Genomic DNA, 22242 nt, shown 5'->3' with positions numbered 1-22242 from the left:
CTAAAAACTTGACTTAACGTCAATCATACTAAAAAAGTAAGTTCTGTCATTTTTATGCTTGATTACGAAGGTCACTATATCAAAACCATTGCGCTAGGCCATAAAGCCCACGTAGGTGGACTGGCATATGACAAAGCGCATGAAACACTTTGGGTTGCCGATTCAATTAATGGACAAGCTGCAATTACTGCCCTCTCACTAGAGAAAATCGAAGCTTACAAAATTAATTCACTCGAACCAATCAGTACCGAAGCTAGCATTATTCTTGATACAACGGCCGAAGTATCAACGCTTGCCACTTACAAAAACGACATTTGGATTGGTTACTTCTCGACGCAAGCGGGTAAAGGACGTATTCAAATCTTCACAACAGACTGGACAAAGAAATCAGCTAATTACTGGGTTCCTAGTTTGGATGATCAAAAATTTATGACAGACAAAGAGGGTTATGTCCACATCCTGTCTTCTCTTTCATTCAAAGCCCCAGATAAAATTCAAGGGCTTGCTTTGGATGAAGACTATCTCTATATCACGCAATCTTTTGGTAACAAAAACTCAAAACTCCTCCGTTATTATCTTGATGTGGATGACCAAAAATTGCACCTCACTAATGGTCGTGTTGCAACATTGCCTCCTTATCTAGAACAAGTTTCACTTGATAAAAAAGGAAATATCTATCCCATTTTTGAAAGTGTAACGCCGAAACTTCGCGTTAAAACAAATGAATTCGTGGATCGTTTAGTCAGCATCAAACCAGAAACATTCAAAAAATATTCCGATGATGATTTCACAATTAGCAGCCTCAGCCGCTTTGATGTTTCTGAATCAAGCCTCAATTAAATACAATAAAAGAGCAGTAAGTTTTGACTTACTGCTCTTTTATTATGCTTTTTGATATTCATCAATCGATGGTTTTTTGAACCAAAGATAAGCTCCATAAATCGCATTCACCAGCATCAAAATTTGGAGAATGAACATTCCCAATGCACTATTTCCTTGAAATTGCCAGTTATTATACCAAATCACCACATTAATAAAGTCAATCAAAAACCAAGCAAGCCACTGACTACGATAACCAAAAGTCATTAACATTTGACCAATTATTGCTAATGGCAGCAGCGTAGCATCAAGAATAATCTGCTGACCATTCAAATGTGCACTCGTTGCTAGAACGATGACATAAATGACAGCAAATCCAACAAGTGAGAGCAAGCCCATTTTCAGAGAAATTTTGCGTGGCGCCACTTCTTTCGTTTCTGTTTGATTCAATGATTTTTGCCAAGCATAAATGCCAACAAATTGCATCACCACATAATAAATCTGAGAAAACATGTCCCCAAAGAGTTGAGACTTGATTGCTACAATTAGCCAAAACACGGCACTGACCGTCCCCCAAGCATAATTTGTCAACCGCCCCCGATTGACCAAGATTAAATTGACAATCGTAAATATTCCAACAATTAGTGATAAATTACTCATCAAATCAAAACTACCTGTAATAAAATAAACTAGAATTTGAACAGCGAGTAGAACAGACATCAAAAGGTTATCTTTTATGGTCATTGTTGTGAGTTCTTTAAAAATTATTTTCAGATTGAAAGTGTCTTTCAAACCCTGCAAGATTACATTTTTGTTCATTTTGTTCCCTCTTTCAATAAGTGATAAACTTCTGAAACAGCATGTTTGTAGCGTTGATAAAAGCCGTCATATTCATCATTCCCTTTGTCATCAAGCAACACAATAGTATCTTCAAAGTGGTATTCCTTAATAATTTCCATCAAAGTGTTGTGGTAGTCAAAACGACTTTCTTCCCATTCCATGTTTCTAAAGCCATCATTCACGTAAGTTGTGATGGGTGGAATTACAAAAATCAAATCAAAATCCTGTTTCTTAATAATCAAATCGAATAAATGACCAAGCTCATTATAATCATTGGGGCTCAAGTACAATTTGGCATAGGCTTTTGTCACCATGACATCCGTATCAAAAAAAGTTATGCCATTATTAGCAGGACTAATAACTTCATGATAATTCGCTTCCCATTGACCTGTAATAAATTGAGCATAATCATAAGCCCGTAGTTCGTCATCATTTACATTATTTTGTTCCTCGTAAAGCCGGGCATATTCTTCACTAAAAGTAGCATTGAATGTACGAGCCAAACGTTTAACAAGAGTTGATTTCCCCGTACTCGCACTTCCAGCAATCAGAATTTTTTTGGTGAATTGACGTCTAAAGACAGGATTAATATCATTCCAATGTGCCAACGGATTTTTACGAATTTGAGTCGATGAAATTGGAATCACTTCCCTATTTTGCAATTCAATTTGGTAGTTTTCAGGTAAAAACTTCGTCAGCTCGGTCACATATTCTTCTTCGCCAACATAAATTTTAAAGCGACGTAAGTGGTGATCATAAAGATTATCTTCCACTTTTTCAAGTAAAATCTTTGTCCACTCAGACCAACCAAACGGATACCTGGGAATTTCCGTTTCATCCAACCAATCAATTCGTAAACTTAACTCATCGTTGAAGGCTTCACGGAGATAGCGAAAACGTTTCTCAAGCGGCAAATGAACCGCTTCACCTCGATCATGTTGATAACCAGAAACAATCAAAATGACACCATCATTCTCCATCAAGGCTCTGTAAATGATATTCAAATGCCCTTTATGTAATGGAGCAAAGGTACCAAAAACAATACCAATTCGTTCTCCATTCAATTTCTCTTTATTGAGATTTGCTGTTTCCATAAGAATCGCTCCAACTTCATTTTAAGTACGATGTACTTTATTTAATTTAGATAGATTTTACTATTATAAAATAAATTTGTCAAGTCAGATTACTCTTCAAAATAAAAAAACTGGTTTTACGACCTGTTTTTTATTTTATTTTTTATAAGAAAGCAGCATTTTAGGACGGCCAGCTGATTGCTTTTTGATTGTTACTTGACCCACTTTTTCGAGAAGATGCAATCGTGTCACATAAATTTTAACAATATTAGATAAAGAATAATGCTTATCAAACTTTGAATCAAAGACATAAAATAATTCTTGAACTTGTCGGCTAGTAAAACTTGGTCCAAGTACTTGTGTAATGTCAACATTGTAGGCCAGTGCCTCCTTAATTCGTTTAAATGTCGTACGAATAATATCCGCATGGTCAAATGCTAGATCATCATTCAGGTGAATCGTTTCACCGGCCTGATTAACGAAACAAGGTTCTTCTTCATCAAGTGCCGCAGGCACAATCGTTACCCATTCAGCTTTAAAAGCATCGTCCGATGCTTTTGATTCAACAAATGGATACAAAAAAGTCGTATGAGCAATCGAAATCGTCCAGCCACGGGGGTCACGAAATGGCGTAGAAAAAGCTCCAATTTGCCACATTTGAGTCTCTTGTTCAATTCTGATTGAAGTTTCTTCAAATGTTTCTCGTTTGGCAGCTTCCTTAGCCTCTTCATTCGGATTAATAAAACCGCCTGGTAAAGCATATTTTCCTTGAAAGGGGTGAGCTGCACGCTTAATTAATAGCATCTGCAACTTTCGAAGATGGGGCTGATAAGCAAAAATGACATTATCAATTGTCACTGATGGTTTTTCATAATTTTGTAAATCCTGACTTTTATACCAATCAAGAAATTCAGACTCAGTCCCTTCTTGCTCATAGTATTGTTTTTCATTCCTCACAAAAAATTCCTTCTTTCAATATAAGTCTATTATACTTATATCAAGTATAACACAAATAGAACATAAACTTAATCAAAATAAAGCTTCTGATTCGATAACAAAAGAATAAAAAATTGTCCCCTAGATTATGAGAAAAATTTTCAAACAAAAAAACCGCTCAACAGAGCGATTCATAAGCCAATTATTTAGCTTTACGTTCAGCGATACGAGCTTTCTTACCTTGCAAACCGCGGAGGTAGTACAATTTCGCACGACGAACTTGTCCATGACGAACAATTTCAATTTTGGCAACACGTGGAGTGTGCAATGGGTAGATACGTTCTACACCAACACCGTTTGAAATTTTACGAACAGTGTATGTTTCAGAGATTCCAGTACCTTTACGGGCGATAACAACACCTTCGAAGATTTGGATACGTTCGCGAGTTCCTTCAACGACTTTCGCGTGGACTTTTACAGTATCACCAGCGCGGAAATCAGGAATATCGTTACGAAGTTGGCTAGCATTGATAGTTTCGATCAATGAGTTTGACATGTTTTTTCTCCTTTTGCCCATCATTCAGCATCCCGCTCAGCGGATAGACAGTTTTTTTTATGCATTAAGCACAAAGCATAGTATAGCAGATTTCACGCAACTTTTCAAGTGCTTTTTCTTACACATTAAATTAAATCTTCATTAATTTCGTCTACAAGCTCATGAATATGGTACATTCTTTCATCGAGTTCATGAATTTGTTCAGCTGAAATTTGAAGTTCATGACTTAAATATTCTGGCATTTGCCCATCATATTTATATTTTACTTTATGTTCCAAAGTTGCCCAAAAGTCCATTGCAGAGGTCCGCAATTGAATTTCAACTTGACAAATCTGGTCGCCAAACAGTCTACCAAGATTAATTTCAACGATCAAATGATACGAACGATAGCCACTTTCTTTGGGATGATTTAAATAATCTTTTTCGCGAACTAATGTAAAATCTGGTTGATTACGAATAATCTCGACGATTTCATAAATATTTTTTGCATAGGCACAAATGATTCTAATTCCTGCAATATCCTGCAAATTTTTATCTGCAGATTCAGCCGTAATTGGGAGGCCTTTTTTCTTTAATTTCCCTGCAATACTTTCAGGTGATTTGATTCTCTTTTTAATATGTTCAATTGGATTCACTGGCTCGAACGCATTATAATAAGTGTTCAAATTGTTGAGATGGGTTACCACAACTTCTAAAGCACAACTGTATTTTACAAGCGTTCGTTTCAATTTTTCAAATTCATCAACGTCAAAGCGAATGTTCTGATTTTCTTTATTCATTTCTCCTGATTCTCTCATTATATTCTCCCTCAATTATATCAATCTTAGAGAATAAAATAAAGGAGCGAACGCTCCTTTATTTTAATTGCTTCGTTCAAATTTTCGATGTTTCAATGTGAAAACCACATCACTAGCTGCTGCTACTTCGCTTTCATGCGTTACAATGATAACAATTTTATTGTCGTCATGTGCAATCTTCTTAAATAACTCCACAATTTGGGCAGTCGTCTCTTCATCAAGATTCCCTGTTGGCTCGTCAGCAATGATAATGTCATGATTTAAAACTAGGGCACGCGCAATTGCGACACGTTGTTGCTGCCCCCCTGAAAGTTTGCTGACAGATTTATAAATCAAGTCTTCTGTCAGCCCTACTTTTTTCAGCGCTTCAACAATCGCTTCTTTTTCATTTTCGAATTTAACGCCTGAAATCTTAACCGCTGTTTTTACATTATCGTAAGCACTCATATAAGTCAACAAATTATAAGATTGAAATACAGTGCTTACTGTTTTCTTTCGATAATTTGTCAAATGACTTGGTTTAATCACTTTATCATCAAAAGAAAGACTACCCGATTTTGGTGTGTCAAGGCCTGCCAGTAAGGACAGAAATGTCGTTTTTCCAGAACCTGACTGACCTAAAATCGCATAAACTTGGCCTTTATCAAAGGTCTCATTGACTTCTTTAAAGAGATAATCATCAGGATTTGTATAATAATATGTTACGTTTTCAATTTTTAGGGTCATCGCTTCTCCTTCTTAATTTTGTCTGCGCTGAGCATTTAATTTGTTAATACTTGTTTAGGATTAAGTCGCAAGATACCAATTGAAGCTAGTCCAACGGCAACCAAGGTAATCAATATGGCAATTCCAAGTAAGAGAGCTATTTCATTTGCCGATGTTTTGATATTTAATTTTTCAAGTGCCTTTGTTTCACTTCTTGTTTGACCAAACCCAATGGCATTGCCAGCTCGGCCCATAAAGCCACCGCCGTTTCCTCTTTCATTAGATGGTGCACCATTGGTATTGTTTTGACCACCAGCAAAATTATTCGCTGTATTAGTTGTTTGTGTCGTTTCTTGTTTCAAGAGTTGTTGACCAACCACATTTCCGACAACATTACCTGCAGCAGAGGCAATCCCTACGGAGACAATCATAATCATGATTAATTCCGTGAAAAATTGAGCGACAATTTTTGCTTTTGTTTCACCGAGACTCATCAGAACACCAATTTCAAACCGGCGTTCGCGTACCATCAACATAACAATCAGGGCTAGAATTATTGCACCAGCAATAGCAACGAGCAATACGATATTTTTAGCAAAGCCTGCAACATTATTAAGGGAAGATTTAACATTTTGGTAGGCTTGATCGTTTTTTGAGACTTCAAAATTGCTATTGTTGACCAGTTTGTTGGCCTTCGTTACGAAAGTATCTGCAGTCGCTGGATTTTCTAGACTATAAGTGGCACTCGAAATAACTCCGGTTGTTGCTTTCATTGCATTTGCCACAGAAAGGGCCGTATAAATCGTATTCATATAAGAAATCGAATTTTCCGTTGATCCCGTAGTCGTCGTGTAGATACCAACAACTTTCATCTGATAGGTTTTACTATTACTGTCTTTCAGAACAAACGTTGATCCAACGGATAGACTATTTTGACTTGCTAATGTCGATTCAATCACAACATTATTTGTTCCTTCATCTGATGCACTGATGGCACGTCCTGAGGTAATTTTATAAGCACTTGAGAAACTACTATTGTCAGCTAAATTATTCGTCCCTTCAATTGTAAAATCAGATTGTTCCATTCCACCGAATCAGCCAGCTTGACCACCAAAACCTTGGTCATTCTTTGACGAATTTGAATCTGATGCTGATGAAGAGGTTGACGTTGAAGTCTCAGAAACTTTTGTTATTCCTGAACTTGCGTTGGCAGATGCCGAATAGGAAAATGTATAATCTTTAACCCCTGAAAGGGCCGCGATTTTCTTTGCTGTTGTCTCAGAAATCGTCGGCAAATTTATTCCAAAGTGTTTATCAGTGCTCGAACTACTGGAACTGGTCGAACTGCTTGAATCTGCAGAAGATTGAGCCTCCTTGATAACATTTTGCATATTAACGGCCAGCGAAACGGTTGCTCCAGCTGCTTTTTTAGCTGACTCAATCGATGATTTTGCCGCAGAATTAATTATTAAACCTGAAAGTACAAAAATTAAAATTGCTGAGAAAGCAACAATCAATAAAATCGTTCTAGAGATTTTGGCCTTAGTGAAAAGCCATGCGCGTCTTATGAAATCCATATTTCCCTCATTTCTTTCAATCAAAAATTGATTGAACTATTACTGCATTGCAAAATGCATCTTTGTCTTTTATATTTTTAATCAATTAAAGACTTCCTGATGCTGAACCATCAGAGTTTGGTATCGAATTAGAATCATTCGAGTTCGTATCTGAATTTGTACTGGCACCAGAATTTGCATCTGTTCCACCATTTGGACGACTTGGCAGATTTGTATTATTTCCGCCCTGATTTCCAAATGAAGGCATTTGTTGATTCATTTTTAATTCATCGGATGTCATTCCTTGAGCATGACCTATAAAATAACCACCCGTTCCACCGATTATAAATGTTACTAATGATACTATAATTACAATTTTATTTTTTATTATGTATTGAACCAACAGAGCTCTCCTTTCCCATAAACTTAATTAAGTATACTTCCAATATCTTAATAAACGCTTATCGGTAGCTGAATCTAAACTGAAAATGAGAAAAATAATAAAATGATAATAAAAAAGACCTTGTCAGTAATGACAAAGTCCGATTCCATATTTTTAATTATGCTGGCCGATTAGACCAGGAAATAAATTCCTAAAGCTAAAGCTGAGAGTACAGCAGTCACCGTCCAGAAAACAAGATCAATTTTCCACTCTGACCAACCTGCTGAATGACCAGAAAAGCCACCTAATTCAAAGTGATGGTGAATGGGTGTCATTCTGAAAATCCGTTTCCCACCTGTTTTCTTGAAGTAAGTCACTTGAATCATCACCGACAGAGTTTCAATAATATAAATTGCTCCAATGAAAACCAGAGTCCATTCCGCGTGTAAAAGGATAGAAATGATGGCTAAAAAGCCTCCCAATGCAAGACTACCAACATCACCCATAAAAATTTTTGCGGGCTTATGATTAAAGACGAAGAAACCTAACAATCCACCAACCATTGCCATGATGATAACAAGAACATCATAGTGGTGCTGTGCAACAGCAATGATCGCGTAAGCAATTAAAGAAATTGCAACAGTAATTGAAGCCAAGCCGTCAATTCCATCCGTCAGGTTAACTGCATTTGACCATCCGACCAACCAAATGATGATGAAAATTAGAAAGAAAATACCTAAATTGAAATCCCAATTAAACATTTGAATATGGTTTGGATTCATTCCTTGATCGGGACTCATGCCACGAGCAGGTGGTAGCCCTTTAAAGTGAGGGGCCGCCGTGTAAATAACGTAAGAAACAACACCAATCAAAATTTGAGCCAAAAGTTTTTGAACTGCAGTCAAGCCTTGATTAACTTTCTTAAATATTTTCAAGAAATCATCGAAGAATCCAATGACTGCATACATCGCAAGGACCCACCACGCAATAATGAACAAAGGACTCAAAATATCCAACACAATTGCTGCAACAAGTGAAACAAACAACGTAACTACTACAAAAACGAGCCCACCCATTGTCGGTGTTCCAGCCTTACTTGCATGCTGTTTCACTTCCTCAAGGGTTGGTTGTCCTCCCAATTTCTTCTTATGGAAAAACATAATAAAGCGAGGAATTCCAATCATTGTTACAACCATTGAAATAACCGCGACTATTAGTCCACCTATTAACATTCTTATCTCCTCTTTAATTCCAAGTCTTCAGTAATGGATTTCTACCTAATTTCCCAATGTAATCGTAAGGCTTTGGCCCTTTTTAATACTCGAGGCTGCCGTTACACTTTGCTTCGTTACTGAACTGCCCGAACCAGAATAAGTTACTTTCAAATTATACCATTTTGCGACTTGATCAACTTGCTCTTTGGTCCAACTATACATATCAGGCATGAGAGGACTTCCACTTGTCAATAATAAAATTCGTGTGTTTGCAGGAACAGATGTCCCTGAACTAATTGACTGTTTTACAATTTTGACACCCGTTTCAGTCGTCGAACCAACAAGGACAGGTTGAAGAATTTCTTGTCTCAAAGTGTCCGTCACAGATCCAGGATTTTCGTTTGAGTAATCTGCTATTTTAACTTTACCCGCTTTATCAACGCTTGTCGTTTGGAAAATTTCTGATTTACGTGATTCAGCTAAAGTTAACATTGGGTTAACTACACGACTTATATAATGCAATGACCATGTTTTTGTAGGTAATTTAATGTTCATATACATAATAAAATCAGGGTTTGAAGCAGGATACATCGCAACCATTGAGTACAGGTTACTTTCAGCACCTTGGATATATCCACCACCAGGGGCAGCAATTTGGGCCGTCCCTGTTTTAACAGCCGCCGGATTACCATTGATTTGAATCAATGGGCTGTTCGCAGGAATATTATCCTCAGCATCACCCAGTGCCGTATAAGCTGTCCCATAAGTTGCGTTGGTATCAACGCCCTCCATTAATTGAAGGGTTTTTGATATCGCACTAGAGGAAACAGGGTTTCCGATGACTTCTTTTCCAACTGTTAATGAAGTATTTTCATTTGGATTTACAATCTGACTGATTCCATGAGGTTCGAGCATAACACCATTGTTTGCAAATGTAGTCCAACCACGAAGTAATTGAATTTGTGTCACGGCAATCCCTTGACCAAAAGCAGACTGGACTTGAGAAACAGCATTAGCTGCAGGAAGAGAGGATGCAACTTCCCCTGATAGACCTGTACGAACACGCATATCAAACTTGAACTTTTTAAGATATTGTTCCCAAGTATTATAGCCCATTTGTTGTTCAATTCGACTCATACCAACGTTACTTGACATCATAAAACCGTCGGCATAATTAACAATGGTTGGTAATAAGAATTTTGAATGTTCGTTGATATCCCAGTCTTTAATGGTTGCATCATAAACCTTCAATTCGGTACGATCGTATGTCGCGTTTAAATCAACTTTGTTACTGTCCAAGGCAGAAGCCATTAGGAACGTCTTCATAACAGATCCCGGTTCAAAGCCTGTTTGGAAAAGCAAGCTATTCCACGTAAAATATTTTTGATCTGTAGCTGTATTTTTGGTTGCTGGCGTATATGTTGGACGTTGAGTAGTCGCTAATATTTGACCATCTTTCGTCATCAATGTTGCAGACAATTGCTGAGCACCAGAATCAGAAGCCGCTTTATCCATCAAAGTTTCAAGTTGTTCTTGTAATCTTGAATCTAGTGTCGTATATACATCAGACCCATTTTCAACAGGCTTAATAACTTTTGTTGTCCCTGGCAAAGGATGACCTGAAGCGTCTTTTTGGTATGTTTCAACACCATTCTTACCACTCAAAATAGAATTATAGGCTAATTCTATTCCGTCTGAACCAACAAGCGTATTTCCATCATTCGCAGCCGTTCCAATGAACTGTGAAGCAAAACCAGATCCAACATTTGACATTGGATATGAACGCGCCACATTGGATATGAATCCAATCCCAACTAGTCCTTCATCATCTGCTGCTTTTTGCAATTCTTGCATTTTTTGAAGCGAGATATTAGATCCCTTTGTTCCAAATTGAACTTGACTCGCTTTCTTATTATTCAACTGCTGAGTAATTAATGTCTTATCAATGCCAAGTTTACTGTTTAAGAAGGTTGTAATCTTGTCAAATTCACTCTTGTCAGCATAGAGTTTATTTCCGTTGACATCGGTTTGTTTTTTGTCCAATACAACGTAAAGCGTATAGGAACTTGAATCAACAGCAATAGCCGTCCCGTAACGGTCATAGATTGTCCCACGCTTTGCTTGTACTGAAACCGTACTTTGAAAGTTGTAAGTTGCATTCTGTTTGAGATTAGTCGAACCTACGTGATTAACTGTAACAAGCCAGACTAACCTAAAAATAAAAATCGCAAACACAGCAATAGCTAGGAAAAACAGACTCTTACCTATTCGTTTACGATTATTTTCGGGTTTTAATTTCGTCTTTTTTGCATTTTTTGAAATCATCCTAAAGGGAAGGGAAAATAATTTTCTTAAAAAATTGATCATTTTGTCGCTTTCAATACATTAGAGAAATTTTGTGACATTCCGTCTTTTGCGGCGATGCCAGACAATTGGTTTCCAGAACCTAAATCTGAAATTTGTTGGTCATACTCTGCATTTTTTGTTTCTTGTTGAGAAATTTTAACATTTAAATTAACAGTGTTACTTTCAACTTCCATCGTCTTTGTTTTAATATAGAGCAGACCAACTGCGATAATAAGGACTGCGAAAACCAAGGTTGAATAAAAGATTTTTTCGACCCCGCTTAATTTTTTAAATTTACTTGCGAGTACTTCTGGCGCAAGCGAATTTTTGTCAATGAGGTAGCTATCTTTTTTTGCTGCCGTTTTTATATCAAAATATTCTTTAGGCTGTGCTGCCATGTTTCCTCCTCCATCTTAGTTCGTTCAATAATAATGTCTTTAATTTTCATTTTGTTTTTCGGCAACACGTAATTTGGCACTGTGTGCACGGTTATTAAATTCTAATTCTTCGTTACTCGCAACGACTGGCTTGCGGTTAACCAGTTTCAATTTTGCTTCCATCTCTTTTGGAAGCATTGGAAGTCCTTTGGGAACATCAACTGTAGAATATTCTTTGAAAATTGACTTCGTCAGTCGGTCTTCTAATGAATGGAATGTGATGACAGAGATTCTACCACCAATTTTCAATAAATCTATGGCTTGTTCAATCGATTCTTCTGCTGCACCTAATTCATCATTCACTTCAATCCGTATGGCCTGAAAAATTTGCTTTGCTGGATGTCCTTTTTTCTTCAAAGCTTTTTGAGGAAGGGCCGATTTAACAATGGCAGCTAACTCAAGTGTTGTCTCAATAGGTTGAATTTGTCTCGCTTGTTCAATCTTTCGAGCAATTTGTTTCGCAAATTTATCTTCTCCGTAACGGAAAAAAATACGTACGAGCTCATTAAACGAATATTCATTGACAACTTCATAGGCGGAAAGCGCCTGCTCTTGATTCATTCGCATATCCAGTCGAGCATCTTTTTTGTAAGAAAAACCACGCTGACTATCATCAAATTGAGGACTTGAAACACCTAAATCATAGACGATTCCATCAATTTTATCAACACCGTATTCAGCGAGTGCGGCTTTCAAGTTTCTAAAATTATCTTTAATCAGTGTCACTTTACCAGCTTCAAGTTGCTTTGCTAAGCGAATTTGCGCGTGGTCATGTGCATGTTGATCTTGGTCAAATGAATACAAATGTCCTGTCGTTAATTTACTGAGCAGATATTCACTATGGCCAGCTCCACCTAGTGTAGCATCAACATATAGGCCGTCGGGTTTGACTTCAAGCAAATCTACCGTTTCATGTAGTAAAACTGTATCATGCTTAAATTCGATTTCTTGAGACAAAACACCGTTCTCCTTCGTGTACTTACTGGTCTAATTTGAAGAATTTTTTCCAAATATGAATTAGAATAGTTCTTTAAAACAGACTTATCTTATTATATCACTTTTTCATGATTTTGGAAGACATTTCACTAAAAATTGTCAATTAAGCTGTCAACCCTCAATTATTCACTTGATTGATCAGTTGAATATGAGGCTTGCTACGCTTGACTTTTTAATCAAATCTGTAAAATTTAATCTAAAAGTGTGTCAATCGAGTTGACGATTCGCGTAAACTATCCAAATTTCACAATTTATAAAAAAAGGAACCCCAAGTCCCTTTATGATTATTTTCATCTCTGATCTTGATTTTTTTCATTTTTCAATAAAAGAGAAATAAGCCAGAAAACAAGAACCATACTTATTAAGAATAGAAAATATTTAGCAAGAACAAATTGATGAAAGCCATAACTCAATTCAGTGACCTTACTGAAAGCGTAATGGAGGGAGACGATGCTATATCCGGCGAGGAAAATTAAAAAGGTTTCTTTTTTTGCAATGCCGACATCATTCAATCGTCTTGTCATCACTGACAATTCAGGAACTAGAATGAATGCAAAATAACATCTCACACCAAAATCCATCGATTGACTCAAAATCGTAGTCTGGCCAATCCTATTAATCTCAATCGCTTGCGCCAAAAATGCAAGCCCAATCCAAATCAACCCAAGGCCAAGGAAAAATAATTGTGCCCTTAGAAAGCTTTTCAGATTCGTTTTTCCATCAAATGAAAAATAACCCGTTACATAATTTTTTATTGCTTCAGAAAATGTGACGTTTCCTTTTTCATTAATATAAGGGAAGAAACGTTTTGAATGATGCACTGTTACAGGCTTACTTTGGTCTTTATCTATAGCACATAAGATAAGCAGAATAATTGCCCCAACGAATGGAATTAGGTTTAAAAAGATTAAAGCCCATGGCAAATTAGCGTCTGCAAGTCGCCTTGTCATGACTGACAAAGTTGGAATCATGGTCAAAAGCAAATACAAAACAAGATAGGACCTAATTAAAAGCGAAAGAACATTGAATCCATCAGGGAGCACCCCTGATGCTAATTCATTAAGCAGTATTGAGATAATACTGAGTCCAAAAATGAATAGGAGATGGATCAGCAGAGCTGACCAAAAATCTTTGCGCGTCGTTTTTCCCTTAAAATTAAAATAGTCCTGCCAAAATTTACGATAAGAATTTAACATTTTACCTCCTTCCTTAACAGATTATCAAAATGAACTTAAATCAATCGTAATTTCTTGAATCGTCATCTTCTTCATCGCGATATTTCGTTGGAAATAGGCACAAGATATAGACCGCGTAAGTGATAAAGGCTGCCGCAGTCGCAACAAATGTAAATTCTTTTGCTGTAATGAATCGAGAAAATATCCCATAAAATGCCGCAAGACCAAAAATATATGCAACAAATGTAGGCATCCCTGCATCATTGAGACGACGATAAATAAGTGAGACATTAGGAATTAAAATTGCTAGACCAAAGACGATGGATAAAGCAAGGATCAGCATCGTAAAACCCGATGGATTGGTGGCCAATTCTTGTGCTTTAGCAACCAATTCTGGTTGTGACAGCCCGGTTGAATTTGTCATAATTTTGACCATCGCAGGCATCATCGATAAAAAGCTCAAGAAGGAAATCAGCATGTAAATGATACTGTTGACCAGGAAAACCCACCAGTAATCTGAACGACTGCTAAATCCTTCAAATTTCAACGCTTTTTTCCAGTATTTTTTATAGGCTTTAATCATGTTTGTTACACTCCTTAATTATCTAATAATTTCTCTGCTTGAGCAAGGGCCTCTTTTGTAACATTATCCCCAGCAAGCATTTTGGCAATTTCTTCAATTCGCTCTTCTTTCGTCAATTTACGGACGGTCGATGTTGTGACATCATCTGAAGAACTTTTTTCAATGTAAAACTGTGTATCGGCAATGGCGACAACTTGAGGAAGATGACTGATGGCTAAAACTTGTCCAGAACGTGCAATTTTATAAATTTTCTGTGCAATTGCCTGTGCTACACGCCCGGACACACCTGTATCCACCTCGTCAAAGACAATTGATGTTTTATTTTCACGCCTTGAAAAGCTCGACTTAATTGCCAACATTAAACGTGAAAGTTCTCCACCTGATGCCGTTTTTGCCAGTGGTTTAAAGCCTTCTCCAGGATTGGTTTGGATATAGAACTCAACGTGTTCATTCCCATTCGATGAAAACTTTCCACTTTCGAATTGGACTTTGAAATCTGCCTTTTCCATGTAAAGTTCGGACAGTTCTTTCTTAATATCCTTTTCCAAGCCCTCAGCGAGGTTATGACGTTCATCATTTAGTACTTTACTCGCATCAATTAAGGCACCTTGAGCCAATTTGACTTTTTCAACTAATGAATCTGACTCATTTTCAAGCCCTGTTAAATCAGCTAACTCCAACTGGACTTTTTCCTGGTAATGAACAATATCGGATAATGTTGGACCATATTTTTTTTTCAAAGTAGTCAAGTTCATAATTCGATCTTCAATCTGTAATAGCTCTGTCGGATTGAATTCCAAGTTGTCCAGTTGGTGTGTGATTTGCGACGCAATATCTTCTAATAAATAATAGCTTTCGGCTGTTTTGTCTGCTAGTTCTTGATAAACAGGGTCAAATTCAGAAATTCTGTCCAATTCACTCATGGTAATTCTTACATTGTTTAGACTAGAAATATCATTCTCTTCATCATCAAGTGCCAGATATGCCGTTGACAAGGCATCTGCGATGGTTTTGATATTATTTAACTTCTCACGTCTGGCAGGCAGTAATTCATCTTCTTCGATTTGAATATTAGCAGCCTCAATCTCTTCTGCTTGAAATTTTAATATTTCGATCCGTTGAGCAAATTCTTGAGCATTTCGTTCACGTTTTGTTAATTGAAATCGTAAATTTTTATATCTCTCAAATTTCTCAACATAATTAGCCTTGATTTTTTCAAAATTCTCATTGCCAAATTCGTCTAACATATGCAAATGGTGTTTGGCATTCATTAATTCTTGACTGTCATGTTGCCCATGTATATCAACGAGATATTCACCGACTTCACGCAAGGTTGTCAAATTTACCATTTGTCCATTGATGCGACAAACTGAACGTCCATTGGCAAAAATTTCGCGTCTTAAGATCAATTCATTCGTAATCTCTTCAAAACCTAGTTCAGTCAGTACTGACAAAAGTTCAGGGTTATGATCGAAGAAAAAGAGGCCTTCTATTTCTGCTTTATCAGTCCCGTGACGGACAAAATCACTTGACGCACGTCCACCTAAAAGGAGACTCATGGCATCAATAATAATGGACTTTCCTGCACCTGTTTCTCCTGTCAGAATGGTCATTCCATTCTCAAAAGGGAGATGAATTTCTTCAATAATTGCAAAGTTTTTTATGGAAATTTCCTGTAACATTAAATCCTCCACCTTTTTGTACTTTTTATATCTGTTTTAAATTCGCTGATATTAATATTTCAAAATTTGATAGGCTTGTTTTGCACTCACTCCGTCTTGAAAAACAGCTAAAACACGATCGTCATCAATGATAACGGTAAATAAAGAACTACGAAATTGTTCTAATAAATGACTCTTAATAAGGCTCGTTGTTCCAGGTCTTGCTGTTAAAGCAAGTAAGTCATCTTTTATTTTAATGTCTGTAATTGACCGATAAACTAAATCTTGTTGAGACAACTGATTTGCTTTGTGCGAGTTTTTTTGCGGCATATCGTATCGATAGCCTCCACTTTCAGCAGGAATTTTTACAAGTGCGAGTGTTTTAATATCACGCGAAACAGTGGCTTGAGTAACATCGATATGATGTTGTAAAAGGATATTCACAAGTTCATCTTGCGTTTTAACTTCTTCTTTTGATATCAATTCCGCGATAAAATTTAAGCGTGCTTCTCTTTTCATTCTAAGGTTTCCTTTTCGCTTTGTAAAATCTGATCAACATTTACATTTGAGCCAATTTTGCCAAGACCATCTTTATAGAGATGAACGAGGAATTCGACATTTCCAGCCCCACCTTTGATGGGTGAGAAGGTCAAGTGTTCAACAGTAAAACCACAAGTAACTGCTCGATTCAAAACTTTTTCAATGGTCATTTTATGAATTTTCGGATCTTTAATAATCCCATTTTTGCCTACTTGTTCACGACCAGCTTCGAATTGTGGTTTTATCAAGGCTACAACATGACCATGATCAACTAAAATGTCATAGAGAGGGGGTAAAATCAAATCTAAACTGATGAAACTCACATCAATGGATGAAAATTCAGGTTGTCCCTGATTAAAATCAGTCAAAACTGCGTTTCGAAAATTGAATTGTTCCATTACGACAACCCGTTCATCTGAGCGGATTTTCCAGGCTAACTGATTTGTCCCAACATCAAGGGCATAAACGCGTTTTGCACCATTCTGTAACATCACGTCAGTAAAACCGCCCGTTGAAGCACCGATATCTAAACACGTTTTACTTTGAACTGATAGGCCAAATTCAGTGAGGGCTTTTTCTAATTTAAGCCCCCCACGACTGACATATTTCAGTTTCTCCCCCTTCAATCGTAATTCGGTTCCGTCGTCAATTTTTTGACCAGGTTTATCAAAACGTTCCCCATTCTTAGCGTCAACAACAAGGCCAGCCATAATTCCACGCTTCGCTTGTTCTCGTGTCTCAAACAAGGCCTGATTTGTTGCTAAAATATCTACTCTTTCTTTCATTTATTCTCTATTTCTATACGTATTTTATCTAAATTTGTCACTCAAAGTTCTAATTTTTCAATGAACGGATAAATATAGTCCAAGTTGATATTGGTCAATCCTGAGAGTTCACTTTTGACTTCTGACATCAATTGAGACAGCTGATTTTTTGCCCCCTCGAGTCCTAAAAACGCAACATAAGTCGATTTTTCTTCCAAAAGATCCTTCCCAGGTGTTTTTCCCATTTCTTCAAATGTCGCTGTCACATCTAAAATATCATCACGAACTTGGAAAGCTAATCCCAATTTTTGACCAATCTTTCTCAATTGTTCAATTTCTTGAACAGATTTACCAGCAATGAGTCCACTTGCCACAAATGGAAAAGTTAACATTCGACCTGTTTTCAGACGATGAATTGCTTCTATTTGAGCTAATTGGAGTGATTTTCCTTCACCATCCATATCCAAAATTTGCCCGGCAACCATTCCATTTGAACCTGAAGCAAAAGCCAATTCTTTCACTAAGAGAACAACGATTTCTGCTGGTAATGCTACATTTGAAAGGAGATAATAGGGGTCTAAAAAGAGAGCATCTCCAGCCAAAATTGCTGTTGCCTCGTCAAATTTTTTATGATTAGTCAATTTCCCACGACGATAATCATCATTATCCATTGCAGGCAAATCGTCATGAATGAGTGAGCCTGTGTGGATCATCTCTATTGTGGCTGCTACTTCAAAATGAGCTTCTGAAAGTTGAAGACCAAAGGCTTCCAACATATTTAAGAACAGAATGGGGCGAATTCGTTTACCACCAGCCATTAGGGAGTAAGTTGTTGCGTCAGCTAAGTGAGATGGAATCTGATTCAATTGATAAAATTTTTGTAAAACTGCTTCGATTTCTTCTATTTTCGTGTTCATTAGTATAATTATAGCAAAAAGTGAGCCCCTTTGCCTTATAATAAATAATATTTCCAATTTCTCAATATTATTTAAAATCAATATTTTATATCATTCTACTTTTTTTTAATACCCACTGAATTTTGTAAATCAATAATTTTTTTCATTGTTATTTTACCTAAATAAGTAATTATTAAAAAAAAATAATAGACCTTATATTCTATTATTTTTTAAATTATCTACGCCTGCCCTTTTCTTTTAAAAACATAACCGAGGCAAGGGTAAGAAATGCAGTACCTATTTCTACTAAATTATTCTCGGATGTACTTCCGGTAGCAGGTAAATGATGATTAGATCGCGCCACACGACTAAATGGAAATGCAGGTATGTTATTAGGGGCATAGTAATTTTCAATTTTTCCTACCTTTTCGGATGTATTCACTTTAGGTGTGATGGTTGGAGTTACCGGGGGTATTGTTTCACTCTCGTTAAAATAGGTAAGGTCAATGGTTAATGTCGTTGAATCCGTTGTGTCTGTTCCAGTCACTTGGGATTGAATAGTATCTCCTTTCTGAGTCAAACTTTCATACTGATCAGCCGTCAAAATATAAACGAGTGTGGCACTAGATGTGCCATCCGACGCAAACGTTCCTGTCGCAGTTGCCTTGCCCCCACTCAAGTTTGACCCGGTGGTCAAATCAATGAGATTTCCTGAAATACTGAACTGGTCCGCTGGCATGCCACCTTTTAACGTGACCGTGTCATCAATCGTATAGGTACCGTCCGCATTCTTTGCAGCAGAGCTAATCTGGGTCGCTCCATTTGGTTTAAAGGTTGGCATCCTCTGGCTTTCGCTAGCGTAGGTTGGGTCAAAAGAAATCAATGTGTTGCCAGTTGCGGTGGTCCCCGAAACTTGTGATTGCAGGCTGTCGCCATTTGAAGTGACAGAACCGTACTGCGCAGGTGTCAAATTATAGGTTAAGGTAGCCGTGGCGTTACCACTGGCATCATAATTGCCGGTTGTTATGGCCGTCACACCCATCAAATCAGTCTTCGTTGTGATATCAACGAGATTGCCAGAAAGGTTGAATGTATCCCCCGACAATCCGCCAGTCAGGGTCACAGTATCAACGAGTGTATATCCTGTTGCCGTTTTCATTACAGTTCCAAGAATAGTACTTGCGCTTGGAGTATACTTAGCTATGTTTTCACTCTCATTGGTGAAAGTTGGGTCAATATTTAAAGTGGTTAAATCGGTTGTATCTATTCCCGCCACTTGGGATTGAATCTGGTCGCCAACTCTAATCAAACTGTCATACTGGGCATTAGTCAAAGTATATGCAAGTTCTACACTGCTGGTGCCATCTGATGCAAATGTGCCCGTCGCGGTCGCCGTGACACCGCTCAAGTTAGATCTCGTTGTCAAGTCCACCAAGTTACCACTCAGACTGTACGTATCCCCTGGGATACCACCTTGGAGTGTCACGGTGTCAAGTACAGTGTAGGTGCCATTCGCATTCTCCGTGGCGTTCCCAATCGTCGTCGCACCGCTCGGATCGAAGAGGGGCATCGCCAAAGCTTCATTGGCATAGGTTGGGTCAACCGTAATCGCGGTGTTGGCTTGAGCATCTGAGCCTGCAACTTGTGACTCAATTGTGTCGCCATGCGTCGTCAGAAGACCGTATTGTGCGGCAGTCAGGGTATAAGACAGTGTGGCACTGCTGGTGCCGTCTGTCGCAAATGTGCCCGTTGCAGTCGCCGTGACACCGCTCAAGTTAGATGCAGTGGTCAAGTCCACCAGTTTGCCAGAAAGGTTGAAGCTGTCCCCTGCGATACCACCTTTCAGCGTCACAGTATCAAGTACAGTGTAGGTGCCATTCGCATCCTTCGTGGCGCTCTCAATCGTTGTCGCACCGCTTGGCGTATAGGTTGGCATCGTCTCTGATTCATTAGCGTAGGTCTTATCCATTTGTAAGGCGGGAGCATCCCAACTTGTTATGCCCGTCGGTATCATATCTGTCGCTTGAGTATTATCCACGCCAGTGACTTGAGACTGAACAGTATCCCCACTCGCGATGAGAGCAGCATATTGCGCGGCCGTCAGCGTATAGGTTAGTATGACAGTAGAGTCCGTCGTGACATTATCCAGCGTACCATTTTTCGTCACTGTGGCTAAGATAGCTCCTGTCTTTGTATCCACGAGATTGCCCGTCAACGTGACGGCATCTCCACCATTGATCGGATAATCAGAAAGTGAATGAAGAGTTACCGTGTCAGAAATACTATAAGTGCCATCCGCATTTTTAACGGGGCTTGCGATAGCCGTCTCCCCATGGTTACTCGTGATGACGAGAAAATCAGCCTGATACGTTGCACCAGCAAGTGTCTGCGAGACAAGGACGTGTGATTCCTGTAGAGGCGTCGTCGGCAAGGTATAGCTATAGTTACCAGAAGCATCGGTATAAATCGTCTTCGTTTCGGTCGCTCCAGTTGCCTTATCAATATAGGTAATCGTAATCGGGTAACCCGGCGCCAATGATCCAAAGACCGTCATTGCTGGTACACCAGAATACGAACTAGGGAGAGAAGCCGAAGTTTGAAAATTGATACTCTCATTATTCGCTGAATAATAAGTATAGACGAGTACACCATTTGCCGTCAATGTTATTGTGCTGCCTGGTTTGACCGCTGTGCCATTATAAGTTACACCTGCCAAAACATAGCCACTCACACTACCTGAGTATGGTACTGTGGCGCTCGCTCCCACTTCCCCCGTCAAAGACACTGTTGAGCTTGGTAGGACAGTCGCGCCTGATGTATCAACATAAGTTATCGTCGTATTGGCTGGATTTTGTATGTAAGTCGCAGCAGGATTTGCGTTATCGCTAAAGTGTGCAATGACCGTGCCATGAGTCTGTGACGCAGGCACTGTCACACTCCAAGTGCCGTCGCTCGCGACGGTTGTCGTCTGCGTGGTCACATTGTCTGGATCTGTCACCGTGACCGTATTACCTGGAACACCCGTCCCTGATACAGTCCCACCTGCCGCTCTTGTGATCGAGCTAACGATATAAAGACCTGTAGCCATCGCCGTACTGCTCGTGTCTGTGACCGTGAGAGTCCCGCTACTGTTTACCATCATGACATGGGATGTCCATGTCCCATTTTGAGCTACCACGGCAGAGTCAGTGCTACTCGCGCCGGTTGATGTGGTGATAGTATAGCTAATCGTGTCGCCTGGTGTGCCAGTCCCTGAGATAGTGCCATCAGCTGCTGTCGTGATTGTGAGTGGGATACTCGTTACATAAGCCGCCGATTTCTGCGCGCCATCGCTAAAGACTGCATTTACTGTGCCGCTTGCCTGTGTACTCGGAATCGTCACACTCCACGTGCCACTGCTCGCAACGGTCGTCGTCTGAGTCGTCATCCCGTCTGGGTCTGTCACCGTGACTGTATTACCTGCCACACCTGTCCCTGAGACAGTACCAGCTGCTGCCAATGTGATTGAGCTGACGGTATAAGGACTCGTCGCCGTCTCATTAGTAGCTGCACTTATGACCTTGAGTGTCCCACTAGCGGAGTTACCCGCATTGGCCGTCCACGTGCCATCGGCACCAACGGTGGTGCTAGATCCAGTAGTGCTAGAACCACTGCCAGTTGATACTGTAATCGTATAATTTATCGTATCACCAGGTGTGCCAGTCCCTGATATTGTCCCCTCTGCTGCTGTTGTGATTGTAAGAGAAGGGTCTATCGCGTCATAAGCTGCTGTTGTCGCAGATGAGGTCGTCGTCCCGTCCGTTTGAGTCGCTGAAACACCGCCACTCGCCTGGCTGCTCGGAATCGTTACTGTCCAGTTGCCATTACTATCAACTGTTGCGGTCTGTGTCGTGCTGCCGTCTGGATCTGTCACCGTGACCGTGTCGCCTGAGACGCCTGTCCCTGAGACGGTGCCTGACGCGGCCG

The 22242-nt window shown here is 38.9% G+C and carries 19 protein-coding genes and 1 pseudogene; 1 reads left to right on the top strand and 19 read right to left on the bottom strand.

Annotated elements, in window-relative coordinates; genetic code table 11:
• Positions 1 to 54 precede the first annotated feature (54 nt).
• Positions 55 to 840: a hypothetical protein gene (locus RT41_RS08770; RefSeq protein ID WP_096818984.1), complete on the top strand. Its 786-nt coding sequence runs from the start codon at positions 55 to 57 to the stop codon at positions 838 to 840.
• Positions 841 to 882: 42 nt separating this feature from the next.
• On the opposite strand, the gene pnuC is transcribed toward RT41_RS08770, so the two are convergent.
• The 19 genes and pseudogenes from pnuC to RT41_RS08675 form a co-directional block, all read right to left on the bottom strand.
• Complete coding sequence (gene pnuC / locus RT41_RS08765) at positions 883 to 1638, bottom strand: nicotinamide riboside transporter PnuC (RefSeq protein ID WP_096818981.1); 756 nt, start codon at positions 1636 to 1638, stop codon at positions 883 to 885.
• Positions 1635 to 2753 (bottom strand): AAA family ATPase, encoded by a 1119-nt coding sequence (locus RT41_RS08760; RefSeq protein WP_054639286.1) that lies wholly within the window; start codon positions 2751 to 2753, stop codon positions 1635 to 1637. The genes pnuC and RT41_RS08760 overlap by 4 nt, the downstream gene beginning before the upstream one ends.
• A gap of 135 nt (positions 2754 to 2888) precedes the next feature.
• Positions 2889 to 3689 carry an NUDIX domain-containing protein gene (locus RT41_RS08755; protein WP_096818979.1) on the bottom strand — a complete coding sequence of 267 codons (801 nt, stop codon included), beginning with the start codon at positions 3687 to 3689 and terminating at the stop codon, positions 2889 to 2891.
• Between the two features lie 181 nt (positions 3690 to 3870).
• Positions 3871 to 4224, bottom strand: coding sequence for a 50S ribosomal protein L19 (gene rplS, locus RT41_RS08750; protein WP_054639288.1), 354 nt, complete (start codon positions 4222 to 4224; stop codon positions 3871 to 3873).
• A gap of 125 nt (positions 4225 to 4349) precedes the next feature.
• Positions 4350 to 5003: a GTP pyrophosphokinase family protein gene (locus tag RT41_RS08745; RefSeq protein WP_096818986.1), complete on the bottom strand. Its 654-nt coding sequence runs from the start codon at positions 5001 to 5003 to the stop codon at positions 4350 to 4352.
• An 81-nt stretch (positions 5004 to 5084) separates the two neighbouring features.
• Entirely contained in the window at positions 5085 to 5747 is a 663-nt protein-coding gene (locus RT41_RS08740) for an ABC transporter ATP-binding protein (RefSeq protein ID WP_054639289.1), read from the bottom strand.
• Between the two features lie 35 nt (positions 5748 to 5782).
• A pseudogene (locus RT41_RS08735) lies at positions 5783 to 7303 on the bottom strand (ABC transporter permease).
• An 85-nt stretch (positions 7304 to 7388) separates the two neighbouring features.
• On the bottom strand, positions 7389 to 7685 hold the full coding sequence (locus RT41_RS08730; RefSeq protein ID WP_054639290.1) for a hypothetical protein: 297 nt from the start codon (positions 7683 to 7685) through the stop codon (positions 7389 to 7391).
• A gap of 170 nt (positions 7686 to 7855) precedes the next feature.
• Complete coding sequence (mraY, locus tag RT41_RS08725; RefSeq protein WP_054639291.1) at positions 7856 to 8896, bottom strand: phospho-N-acetylmuramoyl-pentapeptide-transferase; 1041 nt, start codon at positions 8894 to 8896, stop codon at positions 7856 to 7858.
• A 45-nt stretch (positions 8897 to 8941) separates the two neighbouring features.
• Complete coding sequence (locus RT41_RS08720; protein WP_096818977.1) at positions 8942 to 11245, bottom strand: penicillin-binding transpeptidase domain-containing protein; 2304 nt, start codon at positions 11243 to 11245, stop codon at positions 8942 to 8944.
• Positions 11242 to 11622 (bottom strand): cell division protein FtsL, encoded by a 381-nt coding sequence (locus RT41_RS08715; RefSeq protein WP_096818975.1) that lies wholly within the window; start codon positions 11620 to 11622, stop codon positions 11242 to 11244. Before RT41_RS08715 ends, RT41_RS08720 begins: the two co-directional genes overlap by 4 nt.
• Positions 11623 to 11661: 39 nt before the next feature.
• The gene (rsmH, locus tag RT41_RS08710) at positions 11662 to 12606 is read right to left on the bottom strand and encodes a 16S rRNA (cytosine(1402)-N(4))-methyltransferase RsmH (protein WP_425435564.1); all 945 of its coding nucleotides are present in this window, start codon (positions 12604 to 12606) and stop codon (positions 11662 to 11664) included.
• 341 nt (positions 12607 to 12947) lie between these two features.
• Positions 12948 to 13853: a DUF805 domain-containing protein gene (locus tag RT41_RS08705; RefSeq protein WP_096818972.1), complete on the bottom strand. Its 906-nt coding sequence runs from the start codon at positions 13851 to 13853 to the stop codon at positions 12948 to 12950.
• Between the two features lie 40 nt (positions 13854 to 13893).
• Entirely contained in the window at positions 13894 to 14415 is a 522-nt protein-coding gene (locus RT41_RS08700; protein WP_096818970.1) for a DUF805 domain-containing protein, read from the bottom strand.
• 14 nt (positions 14416 to 14429) lie between these two features.
• On the bottom strand, positions 14430 to 16097 hold the full coding sequence (gene recN / locus RT41_RS08695; protein ID WP_096818968.1) for a DNA repair protein RecN: 1668 nt from the start codon (positions 16095 to 16097) through the stop codon (positions 14430 to 14432).
• Between the two features lie 51 nt (positions 16098 to 16148).
• Positions 16149 to 16595 carry an arginine repressor gene (locus tag RT41_RS08690; protein WP_054639295.1) on the bottom strand — a complete coding sequence of 149 codons (447 nt, stop codon included), beginning with the start codon at positions 16593 to 16595 and terminating at the stop codon, positions 16149 to 16151.
• Positions 16592 to 17401: a TlyA family RNA methyltransferase gene (locus RT41_RS08685; protein ID WP_096818966.1), complete on the bottom strand. Its 810-nt coding sequence runs from the start codon at positions 17399 to 17401 to the stop codon at positions 16592 to 16594. Before RT41_RS08685 ends, RT41_RS08690 begins: the two co-directional genes overlap by 4 nt.
• A gap of 41 nt (positions 17402 to 17442) precedes the next feature.
• The gene (locus RT41_RS08680; RefSeq protein ID WP_096818964.1) at positions 17443 to 18297 is read right to left on the bottom strand and encodes a polyprenyl synthetase family protein; all 855 of its coding nucleotides are present in this window, start codon (positions 18295 to 18297) and stop codon (positions 17443 to 17445) included.
• Between the two features lie 214 nt (positions 18298 to 18511).
• Positions 18512 to 22242: beta strand repeat-containing protein (locus tag RT41_RS08675; RefSeq protein WP_143467359.1), on the bottom strand; the 3731-nt coding region annotated here is incomplete at its 5' end.

The sequence above is a fragment of the Lactococcus fujiensis JCM 16395 genome (genome assembly GCF_002441655.1).
Lineage (GTDB): Bacteria > Bacillota > Bacilli > Lactobacillales > Streptococcaceae > Lactococcus > Lactococcus fujiensis.
This window is presented reverse-complemented; position numbering and strand designations above follow the sequence as displayed.

Bases quoted from the DNA above. Each gene is read 5' to 3' on its own strand.
- RT41_RS08770 (WP_096818984.1), top strand. From the start codon at position 55: ATGCTTGATTACGAAGGTCACTATATCAAAACCATTGCGCTAGGCCAT.
- RT41_RS08690 (WP_054639295.1), bottom strand. From the start codon at position 16,595: ATGAAAAGAGAAGCACGCTTAAATTTTATCGCGGAATTGATATCAAAA.
- mraY (WP_054639291.1), bottom strand. From the start codon at position 8,896: ATGTTAATAGGTGGACTAATAGTCGCGGTTATTTCAATGGTTGTAACA.
- RT41_RS08720 (WP_096818977.1), bottom strand. From the start codon at position 11,245: ATGATCAATTTTTTAAGAAAATTATTTTCCCTTCCCTTTAGGATGATT.
- recN (WP_096818968.1), bottom strand. From the start codon at position 16,097: ATGTTACAGGAAATTTCCATAAAAAACTTTGCAATTATTGAAGAAATT.
- RT41_RS08715 (WP_096818975.1), bottom strand. From the start codon at position 11,622: ATGGCAGCACAGCCTAAAGAATATTTTGATATAAAAACGGCAGCAAAA.
- pnuC (WP_096818981.1), bottom strand. From the start codon at position 1,638: ATGAACAAAAATGTAATCTTGCAGGGTTTGAAAGACACTTTCAATCTG.
- RT41_RS08760 (WP_054639286.1), bottom strand. From the start codon at position 2,753: ATGGAAACAGCAAATCTCAATAAAGAGAAATTGAATGGAGAACGAATT.
- RT41_RS08705 (WP_096818972.1), bottom strand. From the start codon at position 13,853: ATGTTAAATTCTTATCGTAAATTTTGGCAGGACTATTTTAATTTTAAG.
- RT41_RS08740 (WP_054639289.1), bottom strand. From the start codon at position 5,747: ATGACCCTAAAAATTGAAAACGTAACATATTATTATACAAATCCTGAT.
- RT41_RS08685 (WP_096818966.1), bottom strand. From the start codon at position 17,401: ATGAAAGAAAGAGTAGATATTTTAGCAACAAATCAGGCCTTGTTTGAG.
- rplS (WP_054639288.1), bottom strand. From the start codon at position 4,224: ATGTCAAACTCATTGATCGAAACTATCAATGCTAGCCAACTTCGTAAC.
- RT41_RS08745 (WP_096818986.1), bottom strand. From the start codon at position 5,003: ATGAATAAAGAAAATCAGAACATTCGCTTTGACGTTGATGAATTTGAA.
- RT41_RS08700 (WP_096818970.1), bottom strand. From the start codon at position 14,415: ATGATTAAAGCCTATAAAAAATACTGGAAAAAAGCGTTGAAATTTGAA.
- RT41_RS08680 (WP_096818964.1), bottom strand. From the start codon at position 18,297: ATGAACACGAAAATAGAAGAAATCGAAGCAGTTTTACAAAAATTTTAT.